The sequence below is a fragment of the Sphingomonas sp. BLHR8 genome, from assembly GCF_056821725.1.
This window is the reverse complement of the sequence record NZ_JBPDIM010000001.1, coordinates 1,818,960-1,837,563: the sequence shown is the minus strand read 5'-3', so window position 1 is coordinate 1,837,563 and position 18,604 is coordinate 1,818,960. Positions and strand designations below refer to the sequence as shown.

Annotated in this window: 13 protein-coding genes; 3 read left to right on the top strand and 10 right to left on the bottom strand. The window is 68.7% G+C overall.

The genetic code is table 11. The features are described 5' to 3' along the window. Positions 1–42 precede the first annotated feature (42 nt). From ACRYJK_RS09235 to ACRYJK_RS09195, 9 genes are all read right to left on the bottom strand, one after another. On the bottom strand, positions 43–1,839 hold the full coding sequence (locus ACRYJK_RS09235; RefSeq protein ID WP_482667219.1) for a sensor domain-containing diguanylate cyclase: 1,797 nt from the start codon (positions 1,837–1,839) through the stop codon (positions 43–45). 105 nt (positions 1,840–1,944) lie between these two features. Continuing rightward, a complete protein-coding gene (gene infC / locus ACRYJK_RS09230) occupies positions 1,945–2,466 on the bottom strand; it encodes a translation initiation factor IF-3 (protein ID WP_482667438.1) in 522 nt (173 codons plus the stop codon). A 153-nt stretch (positions 2,467–2,619) separates the two neighbouring features. Continuing rightward, entirely contained in the window at positions 2,620–3,288 is a 669-nt protein-coding gene (locus ACRYJK_RS09225) for a nitroreductase (protein ID WP_482667218.1), read from the bottom strand. Continuing rightward, complete coding sequence (locus ACRYJK_RS09220) at positions 3,285–4,238, bottom strand: RDD family protein (RefSeq protein ID WP_482667217.1); 954 nt, start codon at positions 4,236–4,238, stop codon at positions 3,285–3,287. Before ACRYJK_RS09220 ends, ACRYJK_RS09225 begins: the two co-directional genes overlap by 4 nt. After that, positions 4,235–5,254 carry a stage II sporulation protein M gene (locus ACRYJK_RS09215; RefSeq protein ID WP_482667216.1) on the bottom strand — a complete coding sequence of 340 codons (1,020 nt, stop codon included), beginning with the start codon at positions 5,252–5,254 and terminating at the stop codon, positions 4,235–4,237. Before ACRYJK_RS09215 ends, ACRYJK_RS09220 begins: the two co-directional genes overlap by 4 nt. Further along, a complete protein-coding gene (locus tag ACRYJK_RS09210) occupies positions 5,251–6,558 on the bottom strand; it encodes a DUF58 domain-containing protein (protein WP_482667215.1) in 1,308 nt (435 codons plus the stop codon). The genes ACRYJK_RS09215 and ACRYJK_RS09210 overlap by 4 nt, the downstream gene beginning before the upstream one ends. Positions 6,559–6,585: 27 nt before the next feature. Further along, positions 6,586–7,542 carry an AAA family ATPase gene (locus ACRYJK_RS09205; RefSeq protein ID WP_482667214.1) on the bottom strand — a complete coding sequence of 319 codons (957 nt, stop codon included), beginning with the start codon at positions 7,540–7,542 and terminating at the stop codon, positions 6,586–6,588. Next, complete coding sequence (locus ACRYJK_RS09200) at positions 7,539–8,750, bottom strand: hypothetical protein (RefSeq protein ID WP_482667213.1); 1,212 nt, start codon at positions 8,748–8,750, stop codon at positions 7,539–7,541. Before ACRYJK_RS09200 ends, ACRYJK_RS09205 begins: the two co-directional genes overlap by 4 nt. Beyond that, on the bottom strand, positions 8,750–9,550 hold the full coding sequence (locus ACRYJK_RS09195; protein WP_482667212.1) for a hypothetical protein: 801 nt from the start codon (positions 9,548–9,550) through the stop codon (positions 8,750–8,752). The genes ACRYJK_RS09200 and ACRYJK_RS09195 overlap by 1 nt, the downstream gene beginning before the upstream one ends. A 166-nt stretch (positions 9,551–9,716) precedes the next feature. Here ACRYJK_RS09195 and ACRYJK_RS09190 point away from each other — a divergent pair, with 166 nt between their 5' ends. After that, on the top strand, positions 9,717–10,070 hold the full coding sequence (locus ACRYJK_RS09190) for a glycine zipper 2TM domain-containing protein (protein WP_482667211.1): 354 nt from the start codon (positions 9,717–9,719) through the stop codon (positions 10,068–10,070). A gap of 67 nt (positions 10,071–10,137) precedes the next feature. Here ACRYJK_RS09190 and ACRYJK_RS09185 read toward each other — a convergent pair whose 3' ends face one another. Next, on the bottom strand, positions 10,138–14,796 hold the full coding sequence (locus ACRYJK_RS09185) for an NAD-glutamate dehydrogenase (RefSeq protein ID WP_482667210.1): 4,659 nt from the start codon (positions 14,794–14,796) through the stop codon (positions 10,138–10,140). 147 nt (positions 14,797–14,943) lie between these two features. Between ACRYJK_RS09185 and ACRYJK_RS09180 the strand changes: the two genes are divergently transcribed. Both ACRYJK_RS09180 and glf read left to right on the top strand, forming a co-directional pair. Then, positions 14,944–16,146 carry a glycosyltransferase gene (locus ACRYJK_RS09180; protein ID WP_482667209.1) on the top strand — a complete coding sequence of 401 codons (1,203 nt, stop codon included), beginning with the start codon at positions 14,944–14,946 and terminating at the stop codon, positions 16,144–16,146. Positions 16,147–16,238: 92 nt separating this feature from the next. Beyond that, positions 16,239–18,599, top strand: coding sequence for a UDP-galactopyranose mutase (gene glf / locus ACRYJK_RS09175; RefSeq protein ID WP_482667208.1), 2,361 nt, complete (start codon positions 16,239–16,241; stop codon positions 18,597–18,599). Positions 18,600–18,604: the final 5 nt, after the last annotated feature.

Here is an 18,604-nt window from a genome sequence, read left to right as displayed (position 1 = left end):
GCGCGGCGTGGGTCACTGCGCGCTTTCAGAAGCGCGCCGCGATCAGGCGGCGAGCGCGACCTGATCGCGTCCGTCGCGCTTGGCTCGGTAGAGGGCGCGGTCCACGGCATCCATGACGTCCGCGGCGGTGCCGTCCGTCGGGAGGGCGGCGACGCCCGCGCTCACCGTCGCGCGAATGACCTGCGACCCGTTGCGGATCGTTGCCGCCGACAGCGCTTCCCGCAAACGGTTGCAGACCAGGCGCGCCTGCTCCAGCCCCGCCCCGGGGAGCAGCACGGCAAATTCCTCACCGCCCAATCGCGCGACCATATCATTGTCGCGCACGGTCGACCGCGCGAGGCTCGCGAAACAGCGCAGCACGGCGTCGCCACCGGCGTGCCCGAACCGGTCGTTGATGCCCTTGAACCGGTCGAGGTCGAACAGCGCGACGCAGCCGCCGCTCCCATCGCGGCCGAGCCGCTCCTCGAGCGCGGCTTCGAACGCGCGACGATTGGCGAGCCCGGTGAGGGGGTCGGTCAGGGCTGCGTCGGCCAGCCGCTGCTCGCGCGCTTTACGGTGCGTCACGTCGCGTACGGCAGCGGTGACACCGCCGATCGTTCCGTCCTCGTCCACCACCGCGCGGGAATGCGTCTCGAACCAGCGCAGCTGTCCCTGTGCGGTGCGGGCCTGATATTCGACAATGAAGGTTCGGGACGGATCTTCGAGCGCGGCCCGGTGCGATTCGATGACCGGCTTGGCGAACTCCGCCTCGACCAGCGCCAAGGCAGAGGTGCCGATCATCTCCGCTGGGCTGTAGCCGCCGAGCTGGTGGATCGACGGCGAGGCATATTCGATCACGCCATCGGCGGTGAGCGTCAGGACGATGTCCGTCGACTGGTCGGCCAGCAGGCGATAGCGCGCCTCGCTCTCGCGCAGGCGGCGCAGGGTGTCACGCTTGTCGGCCAGTGCGGTCGAAATCGGCAAGATGGTCAGCACCGTCGCCGCGAGGAAGAACTGAAGGAATTGAACGCGTGACGATACGGGCGCGTCGATCAGCGCGATCGGACCGTAACCGGCGAGAGTGAAAGCGCCCGCGATCAGGGTCAGCGCGACAATGCCCAGGGCCGCCGCCGGCCGCCCGCCTTCGAAGGTGACGAGGATCAACGGCGGCAGGGTCAGGAACAGCAGGGGAAAACGCGTCTGCGTGAAGACAGGCAGACACACCGCCACCATCAATGCCACCAGCATCGCCTGATAAGCGAGCTCCGATCGGTCGGCAGAGCGCATCGCCCGCAGCGGTGTCGAAACAAGATACATCGCGAGCGGGGTAAAGGTTACGACCCCCAGGCCATGCCCCGCGAGCCACGCAACATAATTGTCCTGATAGCTCGACGCGCCGAAATAGGTGGCGATCGCCGCTCCCGCCAGACCGAAGGTGGCAGGCGAAACGATCGCCGGTCCGAGCACGAAATTGCGAAGGTCGGTGAAGGGCGTTCGTCGCGCCTTTCCGCGAAACCAGCCGATCAGGCGCACGCCGAACCAGGCTTCGGCGACGTTGACGATTGCCATCGGGACCGCGGCCAGCGCGCCGAGGCCCAGAGTCGCGGTCGCCAGAGCGCCGCTTAAAAAGGAAACCGCGATCGGTGCACGCCACTCGCGCCGCGGCGTCGTCATCAGCACCGCGATCAAAGCGGCGTTGGCCAGCCAGACGAGGCTGACGCCTCCGCGGAAGCGCGTGGTGGCGATCGTCGCCGCAGCCAGCACAAAATAGACGAAAAACAGCAGCAGGAGCCGGGGCGCGGTCCAATAGGGCCGGTCGCCGTCGACTGTCTGTCTCAGATTCCCGCGCCGCCTTGACATGCGAACGGAGTAGGCGGCGATGGTTTCGCAGTCATTAAGAAACAATCGAAGCTGAGCGGTCGGCGACGGGGAGGTTGCCCCCGGCCGACCGCTCGGCGACGTCGATCACGTCTTGGGGGCGATCACCATCAGCATCTGACGGCCCTCGGTGCGGGGGTGCGCTTCGATCTTGGAGATATCCGCGACCTGGTCCGCCGCGCGCTTCAGGACGTCGAGTCCGAGCTGCATGTGGCTCATCTCACGCCCGCGAAAGCGCATGGTGAGCTTCACCTTGTCGCCCTCTTCGAGGAAATCGACGACCTTCTTCATCTTGGTATCGAAATCATGGTCGTCGATGTTCGGACGCATTTTGATCTCCTTGATCTCCTGCGTCTTCTGAGTCTTCCGGGCGATGTTGGCTTTCTTCTGCGCCTCGTACTTGAACTTGCCCACGTCGAGGAACTTGCACACCGGCGGGTCCGCATTGGGGGACACTTCGACCAGGTCGAGCCCCACTTCCGCCGCCTGCTCGATGGCTTCGGCGGTCAGCAAAACGCCCAGATTTTCCCCATTCTCATCGATCACGCGCACCTTGGGCACGGTGATGAACTGATTGAATCGCGGGCCGCTCCGGGGGGGCGGGGGCATCATGCCACGGCGCATCATCGGCGGACGTATAACACTGTCTCCTGGTCGTTCATCGGCGGCGGGCCAGCTGGCCGCGCGCGAGATATAGTCGCGCACGCCCGTCAGGCAAACACCCCCATGGCACGAAAGCCGCGCACCTGTGGCGCGAACGCCTCATGGCGATCCTTCGCGACGGGGCACGGGGAAATTATTGACCGCGGCTGTGACATCACGATGACCGATGGCCAGCCCGGTCCAGAAGATCATGTCGTCACCCCAGCCGCAGACCGCGCGCACCGTCTCGCCATACATCGCCCACGCCTCCTGCGGGCAGCTGTCGAGGCCGACTTCGCGCAACAGCAGCATGACGGTGCCGAGCCAGATGCCCATGTCGCCCCACTGCGGCGGCCCCATGAAGCGCGGCGTTGCGAGCATGAGCAGCACCGGCGCGCCAAACCCTTCGAAATTGGCCCGCATCGCGGTATCGCGCGCTTCCCGGTCTTCGCGACGAATGCCCATCGCGTCGTAGAGCGCCTTGCCGACACCGCGCCGTCGCCCCTCCCACGGGTCGGGCAGGTCGGGGGGGTAGATCGGATATTCGGGTTGCATGCCGACGAGGCCCATGGCGATACGTTCGGCCACCGCGTCGATCAGCGCCTGCCGTCGATCGCCGGTCAGCACGACATATTCCCACGGCTGAAGATTGCCGCCCGACGCCGCCCGCCGCGCCTTGGCGAGGATCGCGTCGAGCGTCGCCGGGTCGACCGCCTCTGCCGTAAACGCGCGGATCGACCGGCGCGTGGCGACCGCGTCGCTGACGGTTGCGGATGGGCGAAATGTCATCGGGCGGCTCCGCTCTGCGTAGCTATGCGATCATGCTTGTCGCGGCGGGACTGACCGAACAGCAGCTCGCGTTCCATGTGCGCTCGCGCCGCGTGATAATAGGCTTCGAGGAAAATGCGGTCGTCGCCGATCAGCTCGCGCCCCAGGCGGTGGCGGATGGCGTCCGCGGTTTCGCGCTGTTCGTTGCGCTGACCTCGCCGCAAGACCTGTTCGAGCACCTGCAGTTCATAGACGCCGTAGGTGGCGAGCTCCGCCGGCGAAAATGCGAAGCTCGTCGCGTCGCGCGCGCTTTGTTCGTCGATCAGACTGCGCGCCAGGCGACGGCGTTGGTCGACCACCACCCACGTCCCGGCGACGATGTCGCCGATCCGCATCCGGTCGCGATTGAACAGCAGCGCGGCGGAAAGCAGCGCGCTCATCGCCAGCGCCGCCAGCCAGCGCACGCTGTCCACCCCGCCGACATCGGACATTGCGGGCTCGAACAGGATCAGCAGCGGCAGCGACCATTCGAGGTCGCGGATGAGGTTGCGGGCGACGACCGCCCCGAAATCGAGCGTCCCGCCGTCGCGAGCGACCACCCGCAATCCCAGCGCCCGTTTCCCGGGCGTCGCCGCGCGCGGACTCGATTCAAAAGCGATAAACCAGAAATACCGGAGCGCGAAAAAAGCCAGCAGATAGCCAATGAGAATATAATCCAGATCGGCAAAGTCGAAGAGCTGGGTCAACCCGATCGCCAACGCCACGAGCATCATCGCAATCATCGTGAGGTCGATGACGAGCGCGAACAGGCGTGCGGTGGCGGGCGCGATCTCTACATCGATCGCCAGTCCCTCGGGCGTGACCAGCCGGCGGCTCGGCGCCTTGGCCTGTCCCTTGAAGGTGCCCCCGCGCTGTCGTGCGAACAACGCGACGAGGGCGGCCACCGCGATGATGGTGAGGAGGATGGTCACCGTACGCCCGCAGCGGCGCGGCGCGGCCGCCCGGCCCAGACGAAATAGGCCAGCCACAGCGCGAGCATCGTCCCGCCGATCAGCAATCGGGCGCCGGTGTCGGCGATCAGCTGGCGGGCGAACCCCTCCAGCAGACCGGCAAACAGCAGCATGATCATGACGCCGATGATCGCCGCGCCGGTGGACCGTCCGGCATCGCGGGCGGCATCGAGCCGGCTGCGCTCCCCCGGAAACACCGCCGCCATGCCGATCCGAAACCCGCACGCGCCGGCGATGAAGATCGCCAGCAACTCCGTCGTGCCGTGCACCGCGATCCAGCCGATCAAATCGATGCCAAGCCCGTGGCGATCGTACAGCCAGTAGAGCGCGCCGAGCGGAAAGCCCTGATACCCCACGAGCAAGGCGGTGGGCGCGCCGAACAGCACGCCGATCGCATAGGCGAGGAACGCGACCCGCGTGTTGTGGGTGAACAAAAAGGTCGCGAAGACATTGAGCCCGCGCGTCTCGCGCTCGAAGATCGTTTCGCGCAGCGCCGCCTGGGAGGCATCGGGCGTGCGGCCCCCGGCCAGCCCTTCGGGGATGAAGCTCGCATACCAGCTCGGGTCGATGCGCAGCACGAGATAGGCGATGAACGCGGCGGCGAAGAACAGCGCCGCCATCAGCCATGTCTCCCGCCACAGCGAGCGCACCGCGCACGGCCATTCGCTGCGAAAGAATTGCACGATCCGGGCGAGCCGCTTTTCGCGCACCCCGTAAAGGACGAAATAGCCCCGCTTGGCGAGATCCTCGAGATAGGCGTTGAGCGCGCCATCGAGGCTGATGAGGCGCGCCAGGCTGAGCGAGGAGAGGGTTTCGCGGTAGAGCCGCGGCACCGCCAGCAGTTCGTCGTCGGACAGGCCCGAGATGCGACCGCGTTCGATGCGTCCGATCAGCCGCTCGAATTCGGCCCAGCTTTCGCCATGTTCGGCGCGCAGCATCTGCGCATCGTAGCGGATGGCTTCGCGCGCCGCGGTCACAGCCGACCCTTTCGCTTGATGTCGATCCACTGCTGGATCAGCGCATCGGTGAGCCCGTCGACTCCGGCCTCGACGACGATCGCTCCGAGCTGGCGCAGGCGCACGATGACCTGACGCCGATCGCGCAGCAGGTCGGCGGCAATCGTCGCCGCCGCGACATCGTGCAGGCTGTGTGGCGCGGCCGCCGCGACGCTTTCGACCGACGGGTCCGCAAGCAGCACGAACATGACGAGATGATCACGCGTCATCCGCTGCACGCCCTTCAGCATCAGCGCCGCTCCCGCGGCATCGGTGATTTCGGTGAACAGCAGGATCAGCGTCCGCCGGCGCAGCAGCGACGATGCGGCAGCGAGCCCGAGCGTCACATTGCTTTCGACCGCGCCATATTCGACCTCGGCCGCGGCGCGGCGGAGCGCGTCGAGTTCGCCCGGACGCGTGAACTGGCGCGGGTCGATGCGCGGACGCTCGGCATAATGACCAAAGCTGATGCGGTCGCCGGCGCGCAGCGCGACATAGGCAAAGCCGAGCGCCGCCGAGATCACCGCATCCAGCCGCGTGCCGATGCGGCCGTCGGGCAGCGGCAGGGGATCGGTCATCGTCCGCCCGGCATCGATCAGCAGCAGGATGCGGGCGTCGCGCTCGGTCTCGAATTGGCGCACCAGCAGTTCGGTGTGGCGCGCCGACTGTTTCCAGTCGATCCGCCGCGCCTCCAGCCCCTGTTGGTAGCGGTCGAGGCTCTCAAACTCGCTCCCTTCGCCGATCCGCGCGACCAGCCGCTGGCCCAGCATCGCTTCGGCATCGAACCAGCGGCGTGCGACCTCATGCGCTCGCCGGACCGAAGGCAGCACGGCGACGACGGCGTTCAGCGGCCACACCGCCCCCCGACGCGCCAGTCCAGCCGGGCCGAGCCAGCTCAGCCAGGCGGAATCGATGGCGAAGCGTCCGCGCCGGAGCGGATGGAGGTCGGCTGCGAAGTGGCGGTCGCGTGCGATCATTGCCGCACGCCCGCCGTCCGCCAGCGCGCCGTCGAGCGCCAGCGTTGCCGACAGGCGGCGCAACCGGGAAGCCGCTTCGATACGGAGGGTGACGGCCATCGGGTCGCCGACGCCGACCTCCCGCGCCGAGGTCAGGATGACCTCACTCGGCTGTCCGGCGCGGCCGGCATCGACCAGCACCGCGCCCAGCACCAGCAGGCACCACAGCGGCGCCACCCACCACATCGCCGGCGCCCATATGAGGAATACGACGGCAATCGGCAGCGCCGCCGCGAACAGCCACAGGGCGCGCCGGGTGGGTGCCAGCAACTGGGATGGCCGGGGGGTCACCGACGGTCAGCGTGGCGCCGGCACGGCGGCGATCACATCGGCGACGACCGCATCGCTCACCCGCCCGTCGATCTCCGCCGCCGCGGACAGCATCAGGCGGTGTCGGAACAGGTCGGGCGCCAGCGCCTGCACATCGTCGGGAATGACATAGTCGCGGCCGTCGAGCGCGGCATGGGCTGCCGCGGCACGTGCGAGCATCGCCCCCGCTCGCGGTGAGACGCCACTGACGATTTCGGGCGATTCGCGCGTTGCCCGCACCAATGCGACGACATAGTCGGCGACGTCGGGCGCGACCGTCACCGCCTCCACGCCGCGCCGCAGCGCCGCGAGCGTCGTGGCGTCCCCAATCGGGGCGATGCCAAAGCTTTCCGGGGTGGGGAGGTCCTCACCGCGGCTGTGCGCCATGACGATCTGCGCCTCTTCCTCTGCGGTCGGGTAGGGGACGGCGAGCTTGAACAGAAACCGGTCGAGCTGCGCCTCGGGCAGCGGATAGACGCCCTGACTTTCCACCGGGTTCTGCGTCGCGATCACGGTGAAGAATGGCGACAGCGCATGCGTCTGCCCGTCGAGCGTCACCTGCCGTTCCTGCATCGCCTGCAGCAGCGCCGCCTGCGTCTTGGGCGGGGTGCGGTTGATTTCGTCGGCAAGCAGCAATTCGGTGAAGACCGGCCCCCGGGTGAGCGAGAATTGGGACGTCTGGAAATTGAACAGGTTGCCGCCGAGAATATCGCCGGGCAGCAGGTCAGGGGTGAACTGGATGCGCCCGAAGTCGAGGCCGAGACAGCGCGCAAAGCTGCGCGCGAGCAATGTCTTGGCGGTGCCCGGCGGGCCTTCCAGCAGCACGTGACCGGACGCCAGCACGGCGACGGCGAGCCGGGCGACATTGCGCTGCTGGCCGACGATGCCGCGGCCGATCTCCGCCGACAGCTTCTGGCCCCAGGCGGATATTTCGGCAGGCGTCACGCAATAATCTCCTGTCTCCAGCGGGCGAGATCGCTCGCGGCGTCGATCATTTCGACCGGTCGGCGCGCGTGGTCGAGCCGCGTCGCGAGGTCGCTGAACCTTTGTCCCCGCGCATCGCTGAAGCGGTCAAGCCACTGATCGAGCGCGGCAGGGTCGAGCCCCGGCGGCGCGTGACGCGCCCGTGCGACGCTTTCGCGGACCCAGCCGGTGTACCGCGGCGCGAGCATCCGCCAGCGACCCGTCTTGCTCACCAATCGCGCGCCGGAGGCGATCAGTGCAGCCTTGCCCTGTGCGAACGGCACGGGCGCGATGCGCGGCGGCGCGGTGCGTTGAAAACCCGCCCACAGCAGCGCGACGAGCGCGGTCAAGCCGGCCAGCGTCAGGCCGAGCCAGGGCGGTGCCAGCGCCCGCTGCAACAGCGATCGGGCGTCGCTCGCAAGCCCGTTCAGCGCGACGTCGAAGCGCACCGCATCCCCCTTCGACAGCGCGAACAGCAGCGCCAGCCCTCCGCGTGTCGCATCGGCATCGCCCAGCGCGAGATTGGAGATGAGGTCGGGCTCGCTCAGAATGAGGACATCGCGCCCACCGACGGGCTTGCGCACGAGCAAGGCATGACCATCGACGCTCAGCACGGGGGTCGCATTCGCCGCCGACCAGCTCTGCACCTGGCGCGGGAGCGGCACGGTGTCGGCGACGCCGATCGGTGCGAGATCGAGCCTCGCGTCGGCGGCCACGATCCGGAGGGCGACCCCCCGCGGCATGTCGCGGCGCCCCGCCGAACGCCGCACGAAACCCCTGCGCTGATCCGATGCCGGTTCGGTCCAGTGTTTGCCGAGCACGACCAGGACCGGCCCGCGCAAGCGTTTCACTCGCTCCGCCAGATCGCTGTCATCCTCATTGATGTCGTCAAATGCGCCGAGCGTGATCACGGTGAGCCCGCGCGGGGTGTCGGCGGCGATGCGGCGGTCGACGGCGATGTCGAGCCCCGCGCGCCGGCCGACGTCGATGATGCCGGCATAGCCTGTCGCCCCCACGGACAGCCCATGTTCGCGCCCATCGCGGCCGCTGCCCCCGCCTTCGCCAAAAGCACTTCCCAGCGCGAAGAGGAGCGCCGCCAGCAGGAACGCCGCAAAGGCCGCGGGCGCGATCCGCCGCTCGAAAAATCCCGTGTCGGGGGCGCGTCGGTGCGGCGAGAGCGCGCTCCCCATCATGCGGCCGCGGCCCGCCAACCGGCGCGGTCGACGACCTCGGCCCATGCGGCGCGCGCCTCTTCCCAGTCACGTGCATCGGCGTCGGCGCGCGCCCAGCGAACGCGCTCCACGATCGCCGCGAGGCGCGCGAAGGCGGAACGCGGGCGTGGCGGGACGTGCGAGAAGGTGGCGATGACGCGAGCGGTGTCGGCGGGTGCGAGCTCCCCCGGCCGCCAACGCGCGATTTCCTCGACGCTGCGCGTCAGCAACAGCTGCGATGCCTCGCCGAACCGCCCCGCCGCGGCCAGCGCCTCGGCTTCGGCGAGAAGGTCGCGCGCGGCTTCGATCTCGAACGGCGTGACCTCCTGCGGTCTCGAATCTCTCCGCCGCCGCAACCAGCGATCCACCGCATGGCGGATGTCCGGCACGAGTACGTAAAGGAGCAGGGCGCCAAGGATCACTCCGGCGATCCACAGGCCGGGCTTGAGCACCCCCTGGAGCAACCGGGCAAACGTGCGGAACACGGCCTGCAGCCATTGCGGAAGTTCGCGCGAAGGTTCGGGCGCGCGCGGGGCGAGCATGCGCGACTGAAACCGGTCGCTGTCGATCGCGGCCTTGCGGGCGCCTTCAATCGTTTCGGCGCGCACTTCGAACTTCGTCGGCACCTCGCGGTCGCGATCGACCGCCGTGATGGACGCACGTTCGGCGGAGGCGGGTTGCGCGATGACCAGCAGCGGCGCAATCGCCCAAGCTCGCCAGCGCCCCGAACCGTCACCCCACATCGCCGCCACCGTGGCGGTGCGTGGCGCTGCGGGCAATGGGAAAAGTCGCCGGGGTGGCTGGCATCACCGCGAACGCAATCGCGATCCACCGACAGCGCGACACAGCCTGCCGCATCGTCGCCTAGCTGAACGGCGCCGCTGGCTCCCGTTCAGCTTTGGAGCGTGATGAGAGGGCGACCCAAAGAGGCGAAGGATATTTTCGATGACTGCTCGTCCGCTGCTGGCGCTCGCCGCTGCCGCTTCCGTTCTGACCGCCGCCGCACCGGCGATGGCCCATCCGGGCCGCGGCCATGCCTATGGCCACCGGCATGCGCCGGGACAGCAGGCGCGCTACGCCCGGTCGCAGCAGGCGACACGCTACTGGCAGGGTGACGACGGCCGCTACTATTGCCGACGCAGCAACGGGACGACCGGGCTGGTCGTCGGCGCGGCGGGCGGAGCGCTCGCCGGTCGTGCGATCGACGGCGGGCGCGATCGTACGGTGGGCACGATCCTTGGTGCCGCCGGCGGCGCACTGCTCGGACGGGAGGTCGACCGCCGCATCAGCTGCCGCTGATCGAGCGCAATGAAAAAGCGGGCGGAGGCGTTGGCCGCCGCCCGCTTTCTTGTGCCCGGTCGCTCCGTCAGCGGCAGTCCATCAGCCCCTTGGCCTGCCCGCCCAGTTGCGCGAGCATTGCCGCCGACGGTTGCGTCTGCCGCTGCGCGCGCGAAACGAAGTTGCGCAGCCGCTCCACCCGCGCCGCATTGCGCGCCAGCCATGCATCCGCTTCGGCCAGGGGGTCGCCCCCGAGCCGCTTGAGGAGATCGAGGCGCATCTCCGCAAAGTCGCGCGACAGGCCGGCCACCAGCAGCCGCTCCCATGGATCCGACGGGCTCGCCGCCATCGCCGCGCCCTGCGCCCAGTCGAGACCGGTCGCCTGACCGAGCCGACCGAAGGCTTCGGTCAGCGCGCGGACGTCCGCCCCGCTCTCGCGCGACAGCGCGACGAGGCCCATCGCCCCGTCGATTTCCGCCAGCCGCACGATGCGGTTGGCGAGCTCGGGATCGACGCTCGCCGCGACCAGGCGCGCGCGGAAGCTCGCCGCCGCCTCGCGTCCGTGCCGTTGCAGCAACTGGTCGCTCGCGGTTTCGATCGCGTCGACGCCCCCCTCGAGCTGCGCCACACAGTCCGCGATGCTGCGATCGGGGTCGGCATGACGGAGGAGGTCGGCCATGTGCGCGCGCACCTCCGTCGCGACATCGCGATACAGGCTGAGCCGGGTGGTTTCGGGCAGCGTCGCGGCGTCGATATCCGCCCACAGCCGCGGCAGTTCGAGCAGCCGTTCGGCCGCGACGAACGCCTCGGCGACCTCGCCCGGGCTCACCCCCTCTTCCTCCGCGAGTTCGAACGGATGGACGAAGCCCAGCCGGTTGACGATGCGGTTGGCGACCTTGGTCGCGACGATTTCCCGGCGGAGCTGATGCGCCAAGATCGCGTCGGCCTCCTTCTCCTGCATCTCGCGCGGGAAGGCGGCGAGGAGTTCTGCGTCCATCAGCAGATCGTCGCCCAGCCGGCCTTCCTCCGCGCTTTCCTGCAACGCGAGCTTGGCGGTCGCCATGACCACCGCCAGTTCGGGCCGGGTGAGCCCGCGCCCGTCCTGCGCACGGCGAAGATACTCATCGTCGCGTGCCAGCCCTTCGACGCTGCGGTCGAGCCGGCCTTCTTCCTCGAACCGACCGATCAGTCGGACGACGGCGGGCGCTGCCGCCGCGCTCTCGCCTTCGGCGATCGACAGCGCCAAGGCCTGCGCGCGATTGTCGTTGAGCACCAGTTCGGCGACGTCGTCGGTCATCCGCTCGAGCAACGCGTTGCGTTCGTCGAGGCCCAACCGCCCGCCCCGCATCTCGGCATTCAGCGCGATCTTGATGTTGACCTCATTATCTGAGCAATCGACCCCGGCGCTGTTGTCGATGAAGTCGGCGTTGATGCGGCCCCCGGCGCTCGCAAAGGCGATGCGAGCGGCCTGCGTGACGCCCAGGTTGGCGCCTTCGCCCACCACGCGCGTGCGCAGATCCTCCGCGTCGACGCGGTGCCGGTCGTTGGCGGGGTCGCCGACCGCTGCGTTATTCTCCGCCGCCGCCTTCACATAAGTGCCGATGCCGCCGAACCAGAGCAGGTCGACGCGCGCCTTGAGGATCGCACTCATCAGCGACGACGGGTCGATCTCCTCGACCTCGAGATCGAGCATGGCGCGGACTTCGGGCGACAGCGGGATCGACTTCTGCGAGCGTGGGAACACGCCTCCGCCTGCGGAAATCAGCGTCGCGTCATAGTCCGCCCAGCTCGACCGCGGCAGTTCGAACAGCCGCTTGCGCTCGGCCCAGCTCTTGGCCGGGTCGGGCGTCGGATCGAGGAAGATGTGGCGATGGTCGAATGCCGCGACCAGCTGCGTCGCCTGGCTCAGCAGCATGCCGTTGCCGAACACGTCACCCGACATGTCGCCGACGCCGGCGACGCGGACCGTCTCGGTCTGCACGTCGATGCCCATTTCGCGGAAGTGCCGCTGGACGGAAATCCACGCGCCCTTGGCGGTGATGCCCATCGCCTTGTGGTCATAGCCGTTCGAGCCGCCACTCGCGAAGGCGTCGCCCAGCCAGAAGTCGCGCTCGAGCGCGATGGCGTTGGCGACGTCGGAGAAGCTCGCCGTGCCCTTGTCCGCGGCGACCACGAAATAGGGATCGTCGCTGTCGCGGCGCACCACAGCTTGCGGCGGCACCACCACCCCGTCGATGCGGTTATCGGTGATCGACAGCAGCGAACGGATGAAGATGCGGTAGCATTCGGTCCCTTCCGCCAGCCACGCATCGCGGTCGGTGGCGGGGTCAGGCAGCCGCTTGGGGTAGAAGCCGCCCTTGGCGCCGGTCGGCACGATGACCGCGTTCTTGACGCGCTGTGCCTTCATCAGGCCGAGGATTTCGGTGCGGAAATCGTCGCGCCGGTCGGACCAGCGCAGCCCGCCACGCGCGACCGGGCCGGCGCGCAGGTGAATGCCCTCGACGCGCGGTGAATAGACCCAGATTTCGCGCCACGGCAGCGGGCGGGGGAGGCCCGGCACCTTGCTGCTGTCGATCTTGAACGCGAGCGCTTCGGCGCTGGCGGGAACGAAGGCGTTGGTGCGCAGCGTCGCTTCGATGAGCGCGCTCATCTGCCTGAGGATGCGGTCCTCATCGATCGCCGCGACCTGGGCAAGGCCATCCGCGATCGCCTGCCGCGCCGCGCACGCGCCCGCCTCGGACAGCGCCGCCGGGTCATGCAGCGCGCGGAACAGGTCGACGAGCCCGCGGGTAACGCCGGGTGCGTTGCGCAGCGCCTGAACCACCGTGGGCAGCGAATAGGGAAGCCCCCCCTGCCGCAGGTAACGGAACCAGGCGCGCAGCCAGACCACCGCAACCGGGTCTAGCCCGGCGGCGACGATCAGCTGGTTGAACCCGTCGTTCTCCGCTCGCTCCTCCAGCACTTCGGCGATGGCGGCCTCGACGATGCCTACGCGCCCCTCGGGCACGGCGCGCCCGCCGCTGACGATGATGTCATGGATGTAGCTGCCCGCCTCGTCGGTGAGCCGGGTCGGCACTTCGGTTTCGACGGTGTAGCCGAAATTCTCGAGCGCTGGCACGAGCCGCGACAGCGCCAGCACGCCGCCCTGATGGTACACCTTGAGCCGCGTCGAATCGCCGGTGCCGAGCAAGCGCACGTCTGCCATCCGCGAAGGCCCGAGCTCGCGCAGTCGCATCACGTCGGCGGCCGCGTCGTCGGGGGTGTGGCTGATGCGATAGGTTTGCGGGAAAAGCCCGGCGAAACGGTGCGTGAGAGCGGCGGCGCGCTGCTCCTCGCCCATGCGCGCGATGCCCGCCTCGATGCCCGGCTCCCAGCCGCGCACCATCGTTTCGAGCGCGTCGTTGACCCGCTCGACATCGGGCACGCGCCCGCCCCCGCGCAGGTCGAAGGTGTAGCGGATCAGCGCGACGCCGCTTTCCTCCATCGAAATGCTCCACGACAGGAGCTTGCCGTTGGCTTCGTCGCCGAGCATCCGCGCGATCTGTTGGCGGCGCGCGGTCGACAGCTCGTCGCGCGGCAGCCAGACGAAGGCGGACAGGTGCCGGTCGAGGGGCGAGCCGATGAACGCCGCTTTCGGCCGCGGGCGATCCTCGATCGACATCGCCGCCAGCGCCAGCGCTTCCACCTGGCTGTCGTTGCTGGCGACCATCAGGTCGTGCGGCAGGCGGGTCAGCACATGCGCCAGCGCCTTGCCGGCGTGGCCCGCGGGATCGAAGCCGAACTTTTCCGCCATCGTCGCAAGGCGCTGGCGCAGCACCGGCACCTTGTCGGGCGAGGTGTTGAGCGCGGCGCTGGTCCACAGCCCGGCGTGGATCGACAGCGCGGCGACGCGCCCGCCCTCGCGCACCGGAACGAGGATGAGGTCGAGGAGGACGCGGCGGTGGACCGTGGCGACGCGGTTCGATTTGACCAGCAGCATCGGCGCACCCGCATCGAACCGCACAAAGGCGGCCTCGCACGTCGCGGGCGCTAGCAGCGGCTCGCCCTCGCCCTTGCTGCGGCAAATGCCGAGCGCGGCGACCTGCGCCCCGTCGCGCCCGCGCAATTCGTGGCCGAGCTGCGTCAGGTTGCGGTCGAGGAACCAGGCGAGCAGCGCGGCTTCCTCGCCGTCGCCGAGGCGGTCGATGTCCGCGCGCAGCGCCTGCTGCATCGCGCGCCAGTCGGTCACGGCCGCGCGCACGTCGGCCAGCACCGTTTCGACGCTGGTGACAAGCTGCCGCCGCTCGCGCGCATCGACGCGGGCGAGCTCGACATAGATCATCGATTCGCGCGCGTGCGCGCCACCGTTGGCGCGCGAGAGGGTGGTGAGGCGCCCCGCCGCGTCGCGTTCGACCGCGACGACGGGGTGCATCACCCCCATCACCGCGATTCCCGCATCGGTAATCGCACCGGCAACGGAATCGACGAGGAAGGGCATGTCGTCGTTGACGATGGCGAACCGCATATGCCGCGCGCCGGCCTGGCCGGGCGAACTTTCGAGCCGAAGCGCGGGCGTGCCCGGTGCGCGCTGCATCGCGGTCGCGGCGATGAACGCGGCAGCGTCTTCCCACTCCGCCGGGTCGAGCTCGCTCGCCTCGTCGGGGAGCGCGCTCGCCTCCAGCGCGTCGCGCAGCGCGGCAACGATCCCGGGCGGCGGCGCCGGCTCCGCAGGGGCGGGGGGCGTCGCGCTCGTCAATTCGTCAGCCATGCTACTCGCTCTGGAAGCTTGCGGCGGGAAACGGGGCCGCGGGCGCGCCATGCACCCGCGCCGTCGCCGGCTCAACCCCGAAGCGGCCTTGCCGCAGGGTCGCTCCGCCCGCTAGGCGCGCCGACCTGGGCTTGGCGACGAGGGGGAATGGCACGGGTGGACGAAGGGAAAGCGGCGCCGCTCAGTGCTTTACGCAGCATCGTCGTCATCTCCGACCGGATGGAGGGCTGGCCCCCGCGGGAGGGAATGCTGCCGTTCGAGCATCACGCGCAACGCTGGGCGGCGCTTGCCGAGGCGGACCAGCCGTGGCGCGAACTGGCTGATGCAGAGTGTTCCGCGCCGGTGGCCGTCGCTGGCGGTTATCTCGAACGCCTCCCCCTCAGCCTGATCGCTGCGGGGGCCTATGACCGGGCGGAGGTGTGGCATCATTATGGCGCCGCCGACGGGGAGGCGCCCTTTCGCCGTGCTAATCCTCGGCTTGCCTATCGCGCATTCCACGCCGACACGCGCGAAGCGCCGATCGCGAGCGCCGACATGCGCGCTTTCGTCGAAGCGTTCGGCGCGCCGCACTTGCTGCTGGTTTACGGCCTCGGGGTCGACGAGGCGCTGCTCGAGCTCTGCGCCAACAGCGTCATCATCTACAATTCGATCGACGCACCGCCGCTGCGCGTGCCCGCGGAGGTGTCGCGCCACTTCGATCTCGTCATCACCGGCGAGGAATGGCAGTCGCGCGAGGTCGCCTGTCGTCACCCCGACATGCCGACGCTGGTGCTGCCGGTCGGGCCGGAGTTTGCGTGCGGCGAACAATTCCGTCCGCTCGACATCGAGAAGAGCTACGACCTCGTCTATGTTGCGGCGGCGCAGCCCTACAAGCGGCACGACCTGCTGTTCGACGCGATCGAGCGCTCACCCCGCCCGCTGCGTGCGCTGTGCGTGTTCGGCTATGGCGAACTCGCCGATCATTACCGCGAGGACGTGGCCCGGCGCGGGCTCGACATCGACTTCGTCGGCCCGCCGGGGGTGCCGTTCGAGGAGGTCAATCGCCTCGTCAATCATGCGCGAATTGGCGTGATTGCGGGCTATGACGATGGCGCCCCGGCAATCATCACCGAATATATGCTCGCCGGGCTGCCGGTGCTGGCCAATGCCGGGCTGGTGTGCGGGCGGCAATATGTGACGCCGCGCAGCGGGCGCTGCGCCGTTCCCGCGGACTGGCCGCGCGTGATCGCGGAGATGCTCGACGATCTCGATCGCTTCGACCCGCGTGCGGAAGCGCTGGCACGCTGTCATTGGCGGCGTTCCGCCGGGATGCTGCTTGACCGGATCGCCAAATTCACGAAGAACGCTTAACCATTGTCGGACGGCGGCACCTTTCTCGAGTATGAACGTTCGATGGGGTCGGATGGGCGCGTTTTGTGCTCCCTGAACGCAGGAGCGCGCGCGTGGACGACGGATATTCGAGCTTGGCCGCGGGAGAGGGTGCGGCGGAACGCTCGGATCGATTTGCAGCCTCGGGTGCAGGTCCTGCCCCCGAGCCGCAGGTTGCCCCGCCGATGGTCGTCTTCTCCCACCTGCGTTGGGATTTCGTTCGCCAGCGTCCGCAGCATCTGCTGAGCCGGTTCGCGCGCGAGCGCGACGTGTGGGTGTGGGAAGAGCACATCCCGTGCGACCACCCGCGTCCTTACCTCGAACATCATCATTTCCCCGAAGATCGCGTAACCTCGCTGCGCCCGCGCCTGCCGCACTGGTGGTCGCGTGAAGAGCTCGAAGCCGGGCTGGCGGCGCTGTACGATCATTTCGCCGAGACCGCGCTCGATACGGCGCCGGTGCACTGGTTCTACACGCCGATGTTGTTGCCGGTGGTCGGCGGTGCCGGGCCGAAGCCGGCGGCGGTGGTGTACGACTGCATGGACGAACTATCGGCCTTTGCGCACGCCGACCCGCTTCTGCTGCAACGCGAACAGATGTTGCTGGATCGGGCCGATCTCGTGCTCACCGGCGGGCGCAGCCTTTATGAGGCGAAGCGGCACCGGCATGGCAATGTGCACGCCTTCCCGAGCGCGGTGGACGCCGATCATTTCGCCCAGGCGCGTTCGCTGGCGGCCGCGAACGACGGGGTGACGCTCGGCTGGTTCGGGGTGATCGACGAACGCTTCGACGTCGACCTGATCGCCGCCGTTGCCAAGGCGCGGCCGCAGTGGCGCTTCGAAATGCTGGGGCCGGTGGTCAAGATTGACCCCGCGACGCTGCCGCGGCTCGACAATCTTCGTTGGGCGGGACCGGCGAGCTACGATCAGCTCCCGGCTGCCCTCGCGCGCTGGGACGTGGCGCTGATGCCGTTTGCGCGCAACGATGCGACGCGGTTCATCAGTCCGACCAAGACGCCCGAGTATCTCGCGGGCGGGGTGCCGGTCGTCTCTACATCGATCACCGATGTGGTCGCGGATTACGGCCATCTCGAGGCGGTGTGGATTGCCGATACGCCTGATGCTTTCATTGCGGCGATCGAACTTGCGCTCAAACTGCCGCGTGGCGGGAAGCCGGGTTGGCTCGCGGAGGCGGATGACAAGCTCGCAGAGATCAGCTGGGATCGCACGCACGCCGCGATGCGCGCGCTGATGGCCCGGGCGGTGCGGGAGCGCGCCGCGCCGGGGGCGCCCTCCACGCCGACGCTGATCCCGACCCGCCGTGCCGAATATGATACGCTCGTGGTCGGCGCGGGCTTTGCCGGCAGCGTCATGGCGGAGCGGATCGCCGCCGACGCCGGGCAGCGCGTGCTGGTCATCGACCGCCGCGATCATGTCGGCGGCAACGCCTACGATCATCTCGACGATGCCGGCGTGCTGGTGCACCGCTATGGCCCGCACATCTTTCACACCAACAGCGACGACGTGTTCGCTTATCTCTCGCGCTTCACGTCCTGGCGCGCGTACGAACACCGCGTGCTGGCGGAAGTCGGCGGACAGCTGGTGCCGATGCCGATCAACCGCACCACGCTCGAGAAGCTCTACGGCGTGTCGCTCGACAGCGACGATGCGGCGGCGGCGTTTCTCGCCGCCCGCGCCGAACCGCGCGACCCGATCGAAACGTCGGAGGACGTCGTCGTCAACGCGATCGGGCGCGAACTCTACGAAACCTTTTTCCGCGGCTACACGCGCAAGCAGTGGGCGCTCGACCCGTCGCAGCTCGACAAGAGCGTCACCGCGCGCGTGCCGACGCGGACCAGCCGCGACGACCGCTATTTTCAGGACAAGCATCAGGCGATGCCGGCGGAGGGTTACACGCGGATGTTCGAACGGATGCTGGATCATCCGAACATCACGGTCAAAACCTCGACCGATTTCGCCGATGTGGCCGACGTGGCGCGCAAGCACACCGTCTATACCGGCCCGATCGATGCCTATTTCGGGCATCGCTTTGGCAAGCTGCCCTATCGCTCGCTGCGCTTCGTCAACGAAACCCGCGATGTCGAACAGGTGCAGGCGGTTGGCACGGTCAATTTCCCGGCCGAGGACGTGCCCTACACCCGGGTGACGGAATACAAGCACCTCACCGGCCAGCAGCACCCGAAGACCAGCCTGACCTGGGAGTATCCGACGGCGGAAGGCGACCCCTATTACCCGATTCCGCGGCCCGAAAATCAGGCGCTGTTCCGCCAGTATGACGCGCTCGCCAATGCCACCCCGGACGTGACCTTCGTCGGGCGGCTCGCCAATTATCGCTACTATAATATGGACCAGGTGGTGGGGCAGGCCCTTGCTACTTACCGCCGCTTGCGCGAACGGCTGCCGCTCGCGGGGTGAAGGGG